This window comes from Staphylococcus schleiferi (genome assembly GCF_025558325.1).
In the GTDB taxonomy this organism is placed as follows: Bacteria; Bacillota; Bacilli; order Staphylococcales; family Staphylococcaceae; genus Staphylococcus; species Staphylococcus schleiferi.
Genome location: NZ_CP094712.1, coordinates 1,739,890 through 1,753,628, shown reverse-complemented (window position 1 = coordinate 1,753,628; position 13,739 = coordinate 1,739,890). Strand labels below are relative to the sequence as shown.

The following is a 13,739-nucleotide window of genomic DNA, read 5'->3' as shown; positions in this document are numbered from 1 at the left end:
AAGCTTGTGTGCATAAAAGCGAATTTTTATTTTAAATTTCGTTTTTATGCACTTTTTTTATATCTTGAACAGCTTTGTACAATGACAAACGTCATGAGAGATCACTTTTCTTTTTGACATCGATCTCGATAACAGATAAAATGACTTTATCCATTTGTATAAATTATTGTAAATGATAAGTTTTATTTATCATCATTCTGATAGTTGATTTTAAAATACAAATGATTTTTAAACTTGTTTCTTTAAAATACCGAGCTATTTTTGTTATAATTAATATTGTATTTTTAGAATTTTCGAACTATTTAGGAGGCTTATAAAATGAAACGCATCAATAAGCTATTAGTAGCTAATCGTGGTGAAATCGCTATTCGCATTTTCCGAGCGGCAACAGAGTTAGGCATTCAGACGGTTGCAATATATTCAAAAGAAGACATGGGTTCATTACATAGATATAAAGCAGACGAATCGTATTTAGTTGGCGAAGATCTTGGTCCATCAGAAAGTTATTTAAATATTGAACGCATCATTCAAGTGGCAAAAGATGCAGATGTTGATGCAATTCATCCAGGTTACGGCTTCCTAAGTGAAAATATGCATTTTGCAAAACGATGTGCAGAAGAAGATATTATCTTCATTGGACCGCACCTCGAACATTTAGATATGTTTGGCGACAAAGTTAAAGCGCGTGAAACAGCCATTAAAGCAGAGCTACCGGTGATACCGGGAACGGATGGCCCGGTTGACAATTTTGAACGAGCTAAAGCTTTTGCAGAAGAAGCAGGGTTCCCGTTAATGATTAAAGCGACAAGCGGTGGCGGCGGTAAAGGTATGAGAATTGTAAAGGAAGCATCTGAACTTGAAGAAGCCTTTACACGTGCCAAATCCGAAGCTGAAAAATCATTTGGTAATAGTGAAGTTTACATTGAAAAGTTTATTGATAATCCAAAACACATTGAAGTTCAAATTATTGGTGATGAAGCGGGCAATATCATTCATTTATATGAAAGAGACTGTTCAGTCCAACGTCGTCATCAAAAAGTGGTAGAGGTGGCACCTTCTGTAAGTTTACCGACGGCATTAAGAATGCGTATTTGTGATGCGGCAGTCGATTTAATGAAAAAGATTAAATATGTCAATGCAGGAACCGTTGAATTTCTAGTTTCTGGTGATGATTTTTACTTTATAGAAGTAAACCCACGCGTACAAGTTGAACATACAATTACTGAAATGATTACAGGTGTGGATATCGTTAAAACACAAATTTTGATTGCTGACGGTGAGTCTCTACATGATGAAGCGATTGCAATGCCACGCCAAGACGAGATTCATACTTTAGGTTATGCAATACAATGTCGAATCACAACTGAAGATCCTACTCAAGATTTTATGCCTGATACGGGTCGCATCGTAGCTTATCGCTCAAGTGGAGGTTTTGGTGTTCGTTTAGATGCAGGTGATGCCTTCCAAGGTGCAGAAATTTCGCCTTTTTATGATTCATTGCTTGTTAAAGTATCAACACACGCCATCAGTTATAAGGAAGCACGAGAAAAGATGGAGCGCTCATTACAAGAAATGCGTATTAGGGGTGTAAAAACGAATATCCCATTTTTGCGTAATGTCATTAATCATGCTCAATTTGCTTCTGGCGATTACACAACTAAGTTTCTTGAGGCTTCACCAGAGTTATTTGTGATTCAACCTTCGCGTGACAGAGGGACAAAAACATTAGAATATATCGGAAATGTCACAATAAATGGTTTTCCGAATGTAGAGAAACGACCAAAACCAAATTTTGAACACCCGGATATTCCTACTACGGATACGAAAGCGATTGCTCAGTTAAGAGGGACGAAACAGTTGTTAGATGAGAAAGGTCCTCAAGCTGTTGCGGATTGGGTTAAAGCGCAGGATGAAGTCCTTTTAACAGATACGACGTTTAGAGATGCGCACCAATCTTTATTAGCGACACGGGTGCGGACACATGATCTTTTGAAAATTGCGCCTGAAACAGCCAATGTGATGAAAGATAATTTTTCACTTGAAATGTGGGGCGGCGCTACATTTGATGTAGCCTATAACTTTTTGAAAGAAAATCCGTGGGAACGTTTAAGTAAATTAAGAAAAGCGATACCGAATGTCCTATTTCAAATGTTATTACGTGCGTCAAATGCTGTAGGTTATAAAAATTATCCAGACAATGTCATTCAAAAGTTTGTTGAGGAAAGTGCTGCAGCGGGTATAGATGTGTTTAGAATATTTGACTCACTTAACTGGGTAGAGCAAATGAAAGTTGCGAATGAAGCGGTTCAAAAAGCAGGTAAAATTTCAGAAGGGACAATCTGTTATACAGGCGATATTTTAAACCCAGAACGTTCAGATGTTTATACGTTAGATTATTATGTGAAGATGGCACAGACATTAGAAAGAGAAGGTTTCCATATGTTAGCCATTAAAGATATGGCCGGCTTACTAAAACCGAGAGCTGCCTACGAGTTAATTGGTGAACTGAAAGCAGCAGTTAATCTTCCTATTCATTTGCATACACATGATACAAGTGGTAACGGTATTTTAACATACAAGCAAGCTATTGATGCTGGCGTAGATATTATCGATACTGCGGTTGCTGCGATGTCAGGTTTGACGAGTCAACCAAGTAGTAACTCGATCTACTACGCAATGAGTGGTTTTGAGCGTAAGATTCGCATGGACATCGAAGGTCATGAAACACTTTCTCATTATTGGGATGCAGTACGTCCATACTATAGTGATTTTGAAAGTGATATGAAATCGCCACATACGGAAATCTATCAACATGAAATGCCAGGTGGTCAATATTCAAATCTTCGTCAACAAGCTAAAAGCTTAGGTTTAGGTGAACGTTTTAGTGAAGTGAAAGACATGTACCGTCGCGTGAATTTCTTATTTGGCGATATTGTTAAAGTAACGCCATCTTCAAAAGTAGTCGGTGACATGGCGCTTTATATGGTTCAAAATGAATTGGACGAAAAAGATGTTGTTGCTCAAGGACATAAATTAGATTTTCCAGAATCTGTTGTGTCATTTTTTAAAGGTGAGATTGGGCAACCTGTTAACGGCTTCAATAAGGATTTACAACGTGTTATATTGAAAGGACAAGCGCCACTCACTGAGCGTCCTGGTGAATATTTAGAGCCAATCGATTTTGATGCACTTCGTGAAGAATTGCAGGAAAAGCAACAAGAAAAGGTGACAGAGCAAGACCTCATTAGCTATGCGTTATATCCAAAAGTGTACGAGCAATATGTTAAAACATATGAGCAGTTTGGTAATGTTGCCATTTTAGATACACCAACATTCTTCTTTGGTATGAGAGATAATGAAAAAATAGAAATCGAGATTGATAAAGGTAAAATTTTAATTATCCAACTTAAAACAATTACAAATCCTGATGAAAATGGTGTACGAACTGTCTTCTTTGATATGAATGGTCAAGCACGCCGTATTCAAGTGAAAGATGAAAACATTCAAGCTTCTCATCTAGCGAAACCGAAAGCGGATAAAGCAGATCCAACACATATTGGTGCACAGATGCCGGGTACAATTATAGAAGTTAAAGTAGCTGAAGGTGAGCAAGTTGAGGCAGGACAGTCATTGATTATTAGTGAAGCTATGAAAATGGAAACAACGATTCAAGCACCTTTTAAAGGAACAATCAAAAAAATTCATGTTTCAGCGAATGACAGTATTGAATCTCAAGACTTACTTATTGAGATAGAAGCAGAATCATAAAATAATTCGAGTTGTAGCGATTTCTACAATAAAAAAGCTAATTCCCAACTTTTAAAAAGGGAATTAGCTTTTATGTTAAATAAAATGATTAGATGCATATTTGTGCTATTGTTCTCCGCGATTTGACCGCAGTATAAGTAGTAGGAAATAACTGATTAGTCCAAAGAGCAACGTGATAAATAAGGCGTGGAATAATGCAATGATTAAATTAACATTTGTAACGATAGATAACGCCCCAGTTGTTACTTGTAAAATAATCAGTATAAAACTTGCAGTGTACCCGTATTGGATTGTCCGGATATTCGGATAATATTTGACCGCATGAATGTAAGCGACAAGCACTGCGATAAAGGCAATCAGTGCCATAAATCTATGCGCGAGTTGTACCCAATCATGTACATCATGTGGGACAATATCATTAAATGGTACAGGCCATGAACCGTATGCGAGACTAGAATCTGTGTGTCGTACAAGTGCACCTGTATAAATCGTTAAATAAATAATGATAGTCATCACCCAAGTGTATACTTGAAGTGGCTTTTTAATATGTACCTTATTCGCTTCATATTTTTGGTCTAAATCAAAAATAATTAATGTTAAAACAAAAACTGATGAAAAACTAATTAACGAAATACCAAAATGTAGTGCTAAAACATAATCATTTTGTTGCCAAACGACAGCAGCAGCCCCTACCAAAGCTTGAATAAGTAAGAAACCGATACTAATAAGACTTAAAGGTTTTACCTCTTTAATATGACCGATATTTTTCCAAGCAGTAATGACGAGCCATGTCACAAATATCACTGATAAACCAGATACTGCTCTGTGACTCAATTCAATAATGGTATCTATAGGTAGATTTTGGGGCAAGAAAGCACCATGGCATAGTGGCCAGTCAGATCCACATCCGTCTTCTGAGCCCGTTTTTGTAACGAGTGCACCACCAAGTTGAACCCAAGTCATTATCAATGTTGATACGACAGCTAGCCACTTTAGGTTTCGCTTATTAAACAATCTCAAACACCCCACTATTACATAAAATAGTAAATCATTTTTATTAATTTACATTACTGTCATTATATCAAAAAGCTTTCATAAAAATGTGTTTTTAGAGTGAAGTTTTTCAGAATGTCGATAAAGTGTCACAAATTTTTCTTATTTAAACTGGTCATTCTTACGCCTTTCATATATCATTGGTGTATATGTTATTTGAAAAAGGGGGGGGAATTGATGGCAAAGTCAGAAGTTATATCACACACTTCCGGCCGCATCACTTACAAGGAACTGAAACAAATCATTAAGTTAGGTCTTGTCCAAGGCAACTTAATTCCTTCATTTGCGGGTGCTTGGTTAGCGATTGTGATGTCTCATCATGCGTTTTTAGCTTCTATTCCACAAATTATTATTATGATGTTGGGATCAACACTCGTAATGGGAGGCGCATGTGCACTTAACAATTATTATGACCAAGATATCGACCAAGTGATGCCAAGTAAACAAAATAGACCGACCGTTAACGATCGCATTTCAGACCGTCAGTTACTTCTATTAAGTTTTGGAATGATGATTGTTGGTGAAATCTTATTGTTTATGATTAATATGCCGGCTGGCGTGATTGGTTTAACAGGTATTGTCGGCTATGTGTCATTTTATTCTATATGGTCAAAACGTCATACAACATGGAATACTGTCATTGGTAGTTTTCCCGGAGCGGTACCACCTTTAATTGGTTGGGTTGCAATCAACGGCGAACTTAGTATGATGGCGTGGGCATTATTTTTAGTTGTATTTTGTTGGCAACCTATTCATTTTTATGCACTCGCAATTAAGCGTAAAGATGAATATGCGATGGCTCAAGTTCCTATGTTGCCATCTGTTAAAGGATTTAAGCGTACACGTTTAGGTATGTTTTTGTGGTTGGTTTTACTCTTGCCACTTCCATTCTTAATGCACGAATTAGGTAGTGTATTTATTGTCTTAGCATCATTATTGAATATCGGGTGGATATTATTAGGATTGACAAGTTTTAAAACGTCAACGAATCAAACAAAATGGGCAACAAAGATGTTTATCTATTCTTTAAATTACCTCGTTCTGTTTTTTGCTCTTGTTGTCGTTATCTCTTTAATTAAAATGATTTAAAAAGATTACGAGTGAGGAATGAATATCATGAATGTACCTATTTTACCTACAATAAGTACGACGTGTATTGTTATCAGTGCCATACTAGTTGCGATAGGTTGGCGCTTGATATGGAAACGTCGCATCGAGCAGCATAAAAAAACAATGCTATGGGCAGCAGTGTTTGCAGTGACGTTCTTTCTAATTTATGCGAGTCGTACGATATTTATCGGTAACACTGCTTTTGGTGGGCCTGCTTCCGTCAAAGTTTATTACACAATTTTTCTAGTTTTTCATATTACACTTGCCACAGTTGGTGGTGTGTTAGGGCTAGTACAAATTATTACGGGATTAAGAGACAAATACAATGTACATAGAAAAGTGGGGCCTATTGCATCGGTAGTTTGGTTTTTTACCGCAATTACAGGTGTAGCTGTTTATATTCTTTTATATGTTCTTTATCCTGGTGGAGAAACAACTTCTCTGATTAAAGCAACATTTGGGTTTTAAATATTTGGATTGAGCCTCTTTAAGACCAATCGCGTTATTTTAGAAGAGCGGAGCGTCGAAATCTACTTGGTGACTTTAGATTTCTGTTCCGCTCTTTTTATCATATATTTAGACTATGGCGAATGAGACGTATTTTCAAATTTGATACACAAGCATCAAGTAATGCAATTGACCCGGGGTTAATTTTTTCTCACAAAGGGTATTGTTTTGTTAAAATAAATACGATTGACTTTTAAACGACTCAGGTATTGAAATGATGGAATAAAAAGTGCGATGATAAATTAATATACATTTAATGGAAGTAAAGTCATACGTTAATCAATACAAGTTTATGACTCTAGTGATATGTTAGAGAGTGACAGACGTCTAATGAATATTGGCGTTTCTTAACTCATTAACATATTTGTTTTGAACCCAATTAGTTCAAATTAATCATTGGAGTATTAAGAATGCGTTTCTCAAACATTATGGATTATACAAAATGACAACGTTCGTTGCTCAGACGACAAGCATAGGTGAAGGGAGGATACAATGAAAAGTAAAGTTTTAAAAGTAGTTGCAGTTTTATTGTTAGTAGGGTTTTTAGTGTATCTTTTTTATTCGCCAAAGCTAGAATTTGATGTTCTAGAAAATCCGAATCAATCTACTACGACAAAGAAAGAAAAGACGCCGCATATTAAAAAAAATGAAGGTGAAAATCCAAAATTAACGACTGGCGTCGGAACTCTAATGGGTAAGCCAATTCAGCATGTAATGGATCGCTACGGTATCGCGGATCGTATCTATTCGTATCAGAAAGATTATAAATGTTTTGTTTTTAAAGATGACGACCGCTATATGTTGTTTTTAACAAAACACAATAAAGTGAAATCGGTTTATGTGACGGGGGCAAAATCTCAAAATGAAACGGGGCCTATCAAAATCAATGATACCGCGTCGAACCTTTTTAATTCATATTCAATCAATACTGAGCCTCAATTTACCGTAAAAAATCAAAATTATCATTATGAGTTATCTGATAAAGACATTAAAACACAGTCTCTTATTCAATTTGGTAATATTTATGCGCAAGTCTTTATTGATCAACAAAGAAATAAAGTTATCGGTATTCGCTATCTCGACAAAGAAGCATTAGCAGATATCAACCCTTATGCCCAAAACAATAGTAGCTCTAAAGAAACAGACAAGGAGAACGCAAAAGATAAGCCTTCAGATCAAAATGTGAACCAACGATTGACATTGTATGAGTTAACCAACGAAATTCGTAAACTCAATGGACGACAACCTTTAAAAGTGAATCAGACTTTAGAAGATGTTGCAACTGTTGATTTGTTTAATTCTGGAGATGCTGCTAATGCAGAATTTACAGAAAGTAACTTAAACGACCTTGTTAATAAAACAGATATACATTATCAATCTGTATCGCAAAATGTAGGTTATAATTTCAACGATGTCCCTTCACTCGTCCACAGTTGGATTAATTCAGATGTTCACCGCTCCCGGATGTTAAGTAAAAAATATCAAGAAATTGGTGGTGAAGTCGAACAACAATATTATCTATTAATATTTTTAGAGAAAGGTGATGAAGAAAGTGTACGATGAAGCGCTCATGGCAGTTTTAGATCAAGCTGATGAATTGGCTGATAAAATTAAAGCTTCAGAAGCTTTCGATGCTTATCAAAAGGCAAAATCATCTCTGGAATCCGATCAAGTTGCGCAAAGCTTATATGCTGATTTTTTAAAAAGTAAAGTGAAGTATGATGAAGTTCAACGTTTTGGTCGCTATCATCCTGATTATCAAGAAGTGATGAGACAAACAAGACGCCTTAAAAAAGCGTACGAAATGCATAAAAGTGTTGTTAATTTTAAAAGATCTGAAACAGAGTTACAGCAACTCTTAGATGAAGTTGTAACGATTATTGGAACCAGTGTTTCAGAAAATGTAAAGATTGATGCAGGTACACCGCTATTTGAAGCTTTGACTACAGGCGGTTGTGCGACAGGTGCAAGCTGTCAATGTCATCCGCAACTTTAAGTAGGTATTAAATAAAAAGTGCATCAAATAATGCGCAATAGCAAAAGCCAATTTAAACATGTTAAGAAATTCGTTTTTCTTAATGCTTAAATTGGCTTTTTGCGTTAGGTTGATGTGTGCGATGAATTCTAGATGTTGGAGCGATAAGCAGTGAGAAACTGGCGTCCAATCGTAGGGCGATCAGTAACAATCGTATGCACACCTTGTTCTACAAGGTCGTGCATTGCATCCACACTATTGACTCCATAATAGCCAGGGATAATATGAGATTGGTTGAGCCAGTTAATCAATTTTGGCTGAACGAGTGGAATGCGATGAAAATCAGTAGGCATTTGAAACGTTTGTGCGCGTCCGCGGTACCAAGCATGTAGTCCTAAATATAATTTTAAAATTGCGTCAGTTACCTCAGCTTGACTTGCACCAATTGCAATCTCGCCACGGCTGATATCGTAAAAACGTTCGATTTGCACTTTATAAAAGCTGGTTACTAAGACACGTTTTTCTGCGTGGTTTCGCTTGATTGTCTCATATAAGCGTTGGGCAGCAATTTGTCCTTCGTAACTCTGAGGATGATCTTTAATATCAATATTGACCAATTGATTAGGATAGCGAGATAAGAGTTCATCCATCGTCATAATTTTGGCTTCTGGATGGTTTTGGTAAGGTTTTTTACCATTCAAATCTTTAAAACGATAACCTGCATCAAGCGCTTTTAATTCAGCTAAAGTATGGTCACGAACGTAACCTGAACCGTTTGTTGTGCGGTTGACATCAGCATCATGAAATACAATCACTTTTTCATCTTTAGATATGCGAATATCTGTTTCAAATCCTGTAAGATTCATTTCAACCGAATGATCGAAAGCAAGGATAGTCGATTCAGGGCGCTCAGCCATACCGCCACGATGGCTAAATATATAGGGTGCAGGATGCTGGAAAAATTCAGGGATTTGTCGATGCACCGATCCTTTTTTATAATGTTTAATAAAAGCGGCACCGCCTATGAGTGAGGTGATGCTTAATAGAGTTCGAGTAATCAAACGTCGTGATTGCGTCATTCCACTTTCCTCCCATCGGATGATAGATTCTTTAAAGCTACTTTTCGGATGACCCGTCTCATGGTACGATACTATTGTAAAGATTGAGGTGAAAATATGAATATCATACAACGTGAAAAGATTATTATTTATTTAAAAAATATGAAACATGAACGTCATATTAGAAAATATGGCCATATCGTTTATAGTAATCCGCAAGAACAATACGTTTCTATGTATGTCAGCCAAGATCGTGTAGATGAAGTTGTGACAAAATTAATGAAACTAAAATATGTGACTCGAGTTGTTGGCTCACCTTATAAGTATTTAAAAAGAGAATACTCAAAAGAAGTGAACGAATAATGTCATTCTAAATGAGGGATCCAATTTTGTAATCGTAATACACTTTTTAAATAATTAAAATATAATGCTAATTCAGGATAATCATCAGGTGCATGCACGTCAATACCTACCATTTCAATATTGTAGGGTTTGGCAAATGATTGTATCAGCTCATATTTTTTATTGCTCTCTGGATATGGATAACGTACTGCATCCAACATCATATATATCGCTTGAAATTTACGCCCTTCAGTAGGCTGCATAATCATAGCGACAGATGTTAATTGTTTTTCTGACTTAGGCGTATGAAAGAAAACAATACGATCGATACGTTCATAGTTGTATTGAATTAATGTTTTAAACTCATAAAGGTCGGTAAGACCATGTCCTAATACGATAAAAGATTGTTGCATGATGATATCCTCCTTATAAATCAAAGTATATTAAAAATGAAATCAGATTGGAAGTGTGAATCAATGCGGGTCATCGCAGGAAAACATAAAAGTAAGCCTTTAGAAACATTGGAAGGGCGTCATACACGACCTACGATGGATAAAGTGAAAGAAGGAATATTTAATAGTCTTCACTCAGTCTCCGGCTTAGGTTTAGATTTGTTTGCGGGGAGTGGGAGTTTAGGGATAGAAGCACTTTCTCGTGGTATGGATCAAGTTATTTTTGTTGATCAAAACATCCGAGCGGTAAAAATTATACATCAAAATTTGAACAAATTAGGTTTAACACAACAGGCAGAAGTTTACAAAAATAGTGCAGATCGTGCTTTGAAAGCTTTGTCTAAAAGAGAAATTCAATTTGATGTGATTTTTTTAGATCCTCCTTATGAAAAGGGACTTATTGATCAAGCACTTCAAAAAATTCATGAATTTAATTTATTAAAGCAAAATGGTATGATTGTTTGTGAATATAGTCACCGTGAATCAATTGATACGTCACTATTTGAAGAAGTTAAACGTTATCATTATGGTTTGACAGATACTTGTGTTTTGAAAAGAGGAGAAAATAACCATGGTTAATACAAAAGCAGTCATTCCTGGAAGTTTTGACCCCATTACGAAAGGCCATTTAGACATCATAGAAAGAAGTGCTGGCCGTTTTGATGAATTACACGTCTGTGTGTTGCGAAATAGTAGTAAAAAAGGGACATTTACAAATGAGGAACGTGTTTCTCTTATTGAAAAGTCTGTAGAACATCTTTCAAATGTATACGTGCATTCATTTAGTGGCTTGCTTGTTGATTTTTGTGATGAAATTGGTGCGACGACAATTATTAGAGGATTACGTGCGGTCAGTGATTTTGAATATGAACTCAGAATCACCTCAATGAATAAGAAACTTAATGATAAAGTCGAAACACTGTATATGATGAGTTCTATGGATTACTCTTTTATAAGTTCGAGTGTCGTGAAAGAAGTGGCGCAATACGATGCGGATATTTCGGAGTTTGTGCCAAAACACGTTGAAGAAGCTTTATTAAAAAAGTTTGGAAAATAAACAAAACCCACGTCGAACCATAAGCATTTATTAAAAAACATACAATCAATTGGAAATGAAGCGGTAAAACGATATGACGTCAATTGCGTTCAATGGTGTATTGTTCAACGTAAGCATCCGTTCTTACAATGTTTATGATGAAAAGATGATTTTCTTAGTACAACCTTGAAAAACGAATTTAATAACAAACTGGAAAACGTTTTGAGTTGAAGTGAACCTATAGTGCTATTCAAAACGTTTTCTTTTTGTTTATGATAGTTAATTGTAAAAGAGCGATTCTATTGCGCTTTGCATCCGTATAACTTTATCGTGCAATAGAAACAGGTGTGTTGAAATCATTCATTGTTTCGTCTGTTAATAAATTGTATATCTCTGTTGCTTTAATTTCATGTTTGAAAAGGGAAGCATTTTCACGATTGACATTGGTAATGAATTGTTTTTCAGGGGCAATCGATTTTAAATACTTTAAATATTGTTGCCCCTTTTGAGACATTGCTAGTATTCTTACGCCGGGGAGTTGTTGATTGACATCGCTATATTGAAAGTTAAGTAAAATATTCATCAAAATACGTTGAATGTGTGTATAAGTATAGCGCTTTGTTTTTAGTGCTGTCATCAATTCATCATAGTTTGAAACTTGAGTAATGACTTTATGTAATCTATTTTCAAAGCCTTCGCTCATCGTATAGATGCTTTTTAAACTTTCAGGAGATTGTTGTAATATCGACAATTTAATCAATTGAAATAACCGTTCTGAGTCGCAATAAGGTTGCGTCATGAGTTGAACATTTTGTTTAGGAACCATCGTTTTCCAAACATCATCTTTACCGCATAAACTTTTGCGAATAGCGGTACCACTTGCTAGGTAGTCATGTTGAAATTGGTCATCGTGATGGTGCGTGTGCGCGCGACTTATAGTCATCGGCTGAAGTTTTGGATTATGGCGCAAGATGTTTTTAATGTAGGCAATTGCAAGTACATTATTAGGTTCTGCTAAAAGGTCGGTATTTAAAGTTTCACCTGCAATGCGTGCAAAGCTTTTACCAGATTTAATTTCACGTTTAAAAGCGTCTGTCTCTTCTAGTTCAAGCAATTGTTCTGCAGTTTGTTTCAACTGAACCATATCGCCACTTTCACTACCAAAGCTGAGCACATCTGCTTGCATATACGTAGCCACTTTGATCCCCATTTCAGCAAAGATATCGCTAGATGAAAGTGATCCGAGTAAAGGTAATTCTACAACAATATCACAAGCCACTGTAGCCATTTGTGCACGTTTAAATTTATTAAATATAGCAGGCATGCCACGCATCATAAATTGACCGCTCATAACAGCGATAGTGACATCAGCCTTAGCTTCTCGTTGGCTTTGAGTTGCATGGTAGAGATGCCCGTTGTGGAATGGATTATATTCTGTAATCATGGCAACACTTTTCATTTGCATTCTATCCTTTCGTGTTTCATTATAAATATTGTATCAGAACATAAGATGTTAAGAAAAAATCTTGACAACTTAAGATTCAAAAGTTAAAATAAATTTTGTGCTTGTTAGAGGTGAAGCCATATGAAATGGTCAATAACACAATTAAGAAAATACCAAGGACAACCTTTTAAATTTAGTCAAACCGTTACATTTAACGATCTTGTTCAAAAATTAGATATTTTGGACTTATCTCCTATTCAAATAGAAGGGGAGCTTACCGTTAAATCCAACGAAGTAGTTGCTCAAATGCATTTAACTGGGAATTATACTATGGCATGCGCGCGAACATTAGTCCCCGTGGATGTTCCATTAGATGCATCAACAACAGAAGTGTTTGACTTAGATGGTTTGTATGAAGATGAGGACGATGAGCATTATCATCTTGCAACGGATGGCATGATTAACCTCCGAGATATCGCCGAGGAAATCGTAATGCTTGAAAAGCCAATGCGCGTTGTTGCCGATGATAGCGAAGACATGCTGACAGGTGGTCAAGGTTGGGAAGTTATTGACGAAGATGATTTGCATAATGACCCATCTCATGATGAATCAAAAGTAAATGTCGATCCAAGGCTTCAGAAATTACAACAATTATACGATGATCTTAACCATGCACGCTAAGCTTTTTGAAATACATGCGTCTAATCGAATAAAAGGGAGGATTAATCATGGCAGTACCAAAAAGAAGAACTTCTAAAACAAGAAAAAACAAACGTCGTACTCACATTAAATTAGCAGTACCTGGTTTTCAAGAGTGCGGAAACTGTGGTGAATTTAAATTAGCTCACCTTGTATGCCCAAGCTGTGGTTCATACAAAGGTGAAGAAGTCGTTTCTAAATAATAGACTTTTTACAGTTTAATAATATTAAGTTAAAATAAGGCTGGAACTATTGCTGTTCCAGCCTTATTTTTCTGGATATTATAAAATACATT

General features: G+C 36.0%; 14 protein-coding genes. 10 read left to right on the top strand and 4 right to left on the bottom strand.

Features of this window, described 5'->3' with window-relative positions:
• The first annotated feature begins 318 nt into the window (after positions 1-318).
• Positions 319-3,768, top strand: coding sequence for a pyruvate carboxylase (locus tag MUA40_RS08180; RefSeq protein WP_016424781.1), 3,450 nt, complete (start codon positions 319-321; stop codon positions 3,766-3,768).
• A gap of 105 nt (positions 3,769-3,873) precedes the next feature.
• Here MUA40_RS08180 and MUA40_RS08175 read toward each other — a convergent pair whose 3' ends face one another.
• Entirely contained in the window at positions 3,874-4,782 is a 909-nt protein-coding gene (locus MUA40_RS08175) for a COX15/CtaA family protein (protein ID WP_037559095.1), read from the bottom strand.
• A 216-nt stretch (positions 4,783-4,998) separates the two neighbouring features.
• Here MUA40_RS08175 and cyoE point away from each other — a divergent pair, with 216 nt between their 5' ends.
• The 4 genes from cyoE to MUA40_RS08155 all read left to right on the top strand — a co-directional run bounded on the left by cyoE (position 4,999) and on the right by MUA40_RS08155 (position 8,434).
• Positions 4,999-5,910: a heme o synthase gene (gene cyoE / locus MUA40_RS08170; RefSeq protein ID WP_167732957.1), complete on the top strand. Its 912-nt coding sequence runs from the start codon at positions 4,999-5,001 to the stop codon at positions 5,908-5,910.
• Between the two features lie 27 nt (positions 5,911-5,937).
• Positions 5,938-6,399, top strand: coding sequence for a DUF420 domain-containing protein (locus MUA40_RS08165; RefSeq protein ID WP_016424784.1), 462 nt, complete (start codon positions 5,938-5,940; stop codon positions 6,397-6,399).
• Positions 6,400-6,930: 531 nt separating this feature from the next.
• Positions 6,931-8,001, top strand: a complete 1,071-nt coding sequence (locus MUA40_RS08160) for a CAP domain-containing protein (RefSeq protein ID WP_262569377.1) — start codon at positions 6,931-6,933, stop codon at positions 7,999-8,001.
• Positions 7,991-8,434 carry a YlbF/YmcA family competence regulator gene (locus tag MUA40_RS08155; protein ID WP_194368641.1) on the top strand — a complete coding sequence of 148 codons (444 nt, stop codon included), beginning with the start codon at positions 7,991-7,993 and terminating at the stop codon, positions 8,432-8,434. Before MUA40_RS08160 ends, MUA40_RS08155 begins: the two co-directional genes overlap by 11 nt.
• A 128-nt stretch (positions 8,435-8,562) precedes the next feature.
• Here MUA40_RS08155 and MUA40_RS08150 read toward each other — a convergent pair whose 3' ends face one another.
• Positions 8,563-9,492, bottom strand: coding sequence for a lysophosphatidylglycerol phospholipase D (locus MUA40_RS08150; RefSeq protein ID WP_016424787.1), 930 nt, complete (start codon positions 9,490-9,492; stop codon positions 8,563-8,565).
• A 96-nt stretch (positions 9,493-9,588) separates the two neighbouring features.
• On the opposite strand from MUA40_RS08150, the gene MUA40_RS08145 reads away from it, so the two are divergent.
• Complete coding sequence (locus MUA40_RS08145; protein ID WP_016424788.1) at positions 9,589-9,834, top strand: YlbG family protein; 246 nt, start codon at positions 9,589-9,591, stop codon at positions 9,832-9,834.
• Between the two features lie 2 nt (positions 9,835-9,836).
• Here MUA40_RS08145 and MUA40_RS08140 read toward each other — a convergent pair whose 3' ends face one another.
• Positions 9,837-10,226, bottom strand: coding sequence for a DUF7147 family protein (locus tag MUA40_RS08140; protein ID WP_016424789.1), 390 nt, complete (start codon positions 10,224-10,226; stop codon positions 9,837-9,839).
• A 63-nt stretch (positions 10,227-10,289) separates the two neighbouring features.
• On the opposite strand from MUA40_RS08140, the gene rsmD reads away from it, so the two are divergent.
• Positions 10,290-10,844 (top strand): 16S rRNA (guanine(966)-N(2))-methyltransferase RsmD, encoded by a 555-nt coding sequence (rsmD, locus tag MUA40_RS08135; protein ID WP_016424790.1) that lies wholly within the window; start codon positions 10,290-10,292, stop codon positions 10,842-10,844.
• Positions 10,837-11,322 carry a pantetheine-phosphate adenylyltransferase gene (gene coaD, locus MUA40_RS08130; protein WP_016424791.1) on the top strand — a complete coding sequence of 162 codons (486 nt, stop codon included), beginning with the start codon at positions 10,837-10,839 and terminating at the stop codon, positions 11,320-11,322. Before rsmD ends, coaD begins: the two co-directional genes overlap by 8 nt.
• A 304-nt stretch (positions 11,323-11,626) precedes the next feature.
• Here coaD and MUA40_RS08125 read toward each other — a convergent pair whose 3' ends face one another.
• On the bottom strand, positions 11,627-12,760 hold the full coding sequence (locus tag MUA40_RS08125; protein WP_016424792.1) for a nucleotidyltransferase: 1,134 nt from the start codon (positions 12,758-12,760) through the stop codon (positions 11,627-11,629).
• Positions 12,761-12,886: 126 nt separating this feature from the next.
• Here MUA40_RS08125 and MUA40_RS08120 point away from each other — a divergent pair, with 126 nt between their 5' ends.
• Positions 12,887-13,426 (top strand): YceD family protein, encoded by a 540-nt coding sequence (locus tag MUA40_RS08120; protein ID WP_262569375.1) that lies wholly within the window; start codon positions 12,887-12,889, stop codon positions 13,424-13,426.
• A 47-nt stretch (positions 13,427-13,473) separates the two neighbouring features.
• Positions 13,474-13,647, top strand: a complete 174-nt coding sequence (rpmF, locus tag MUA40_RS08115) for a 50S ribosomal protein L32 (protein WP_262569374.1) — start codon at positions 13,474-13,476, stop codon at positions 13,645-13,647.
• The last annotated feature ends 92 nt before the right edge of the window (positions 13,648-13,739 follow it).

What these genes read in the sequence shown, in the direction of transcription:
- MUA40_RS08150 (WP_016424787.1), bottom strand. Translation starts at nt 9,492, where the DNA reads ATGACGCAATCACGACGTTTGATTACTCGAACTCTATTAAGCATCACC.
- coaD (WP_016424791.1), top strand. Translation starts at nt 10,837, where the DNA reads ATGGTTAATACAAAAGCAGTCATTCCTGGAAGTTTTGACCCCATTACG.
- rpmF (WP_262569374.1), top strand. Translation starts at nt 13,474, where the DNA reads ATGGCAGTACCAAAAAGAAGAACTTCTAAAACAAGAAAAAACAAACGT.
- MUA40_RS08120 (WP_262569375.1), top strand. Translation starts at nt 12,887, where the DNA reads ATGAAATGGTCAATAACACAATTAAGAAAATACCAAGGACAACCTTTT.
- cyoE (WP_167732957.1), top strand. Translation starts at nt 4,999, where the DNA reads ATGGCAAAGTCAGAAGTTATATCACACACTTCCGGCCGCATCACTTAC.
- MUA40_RS08125 (WP_016424792.1), bottom strand. Translation starts at nt 12,760, where the DNA reads ATGAAAAGTGTTGCCATGATTACAGAATATAATCCATTCCACAACGGG.
- MUA40_RS08145 (WP_016424788.1), top strand. Translation starts at nt 9,589, where the DNA reads ATGAATATCATACAACGTGAAAAGATTATTATTTATTTAAAAAATATG.
- MUA40_RS08180 (WP_016424781.1), top strand. Translation starts at nt 319, where the DNA reads ATGAAACGCATCAATAAGCTATTAGTAGCTAATCGTGGTGAAATCGCT.
- MUA40_RS08140 (WP_016424789.1), bottom strand. Translation starts at nt 10,226, where the DNA reads ATGCAACAATCTTTTATCGTATTAGGACATGGTCTTACCGACCTTTAT.
- rsmD (WP_016424790.1), top strand. Translation starts at nt 10,290, where the DNA reads ATGCGGGTCATCGCAGGAAAACATAAAAGTAAGCCTTTAGAAACATTG.
- MUA40_RS08165 (WP_016424784.1), top strand. Translation starts at nt 5,938, where the DNA reads ATGAATGTACCTATTTTACCTACAATAAGTACGACGTGTATTGTTATC.
- MUA40_RS08160 (WP_262569377.1), top strand. Translation starts at nt 6,931, where the DNA reads ATGAAAAGTAAAGTTTTAAAAGTAGTTGCAGTTTTATTGTTAGTAGGG.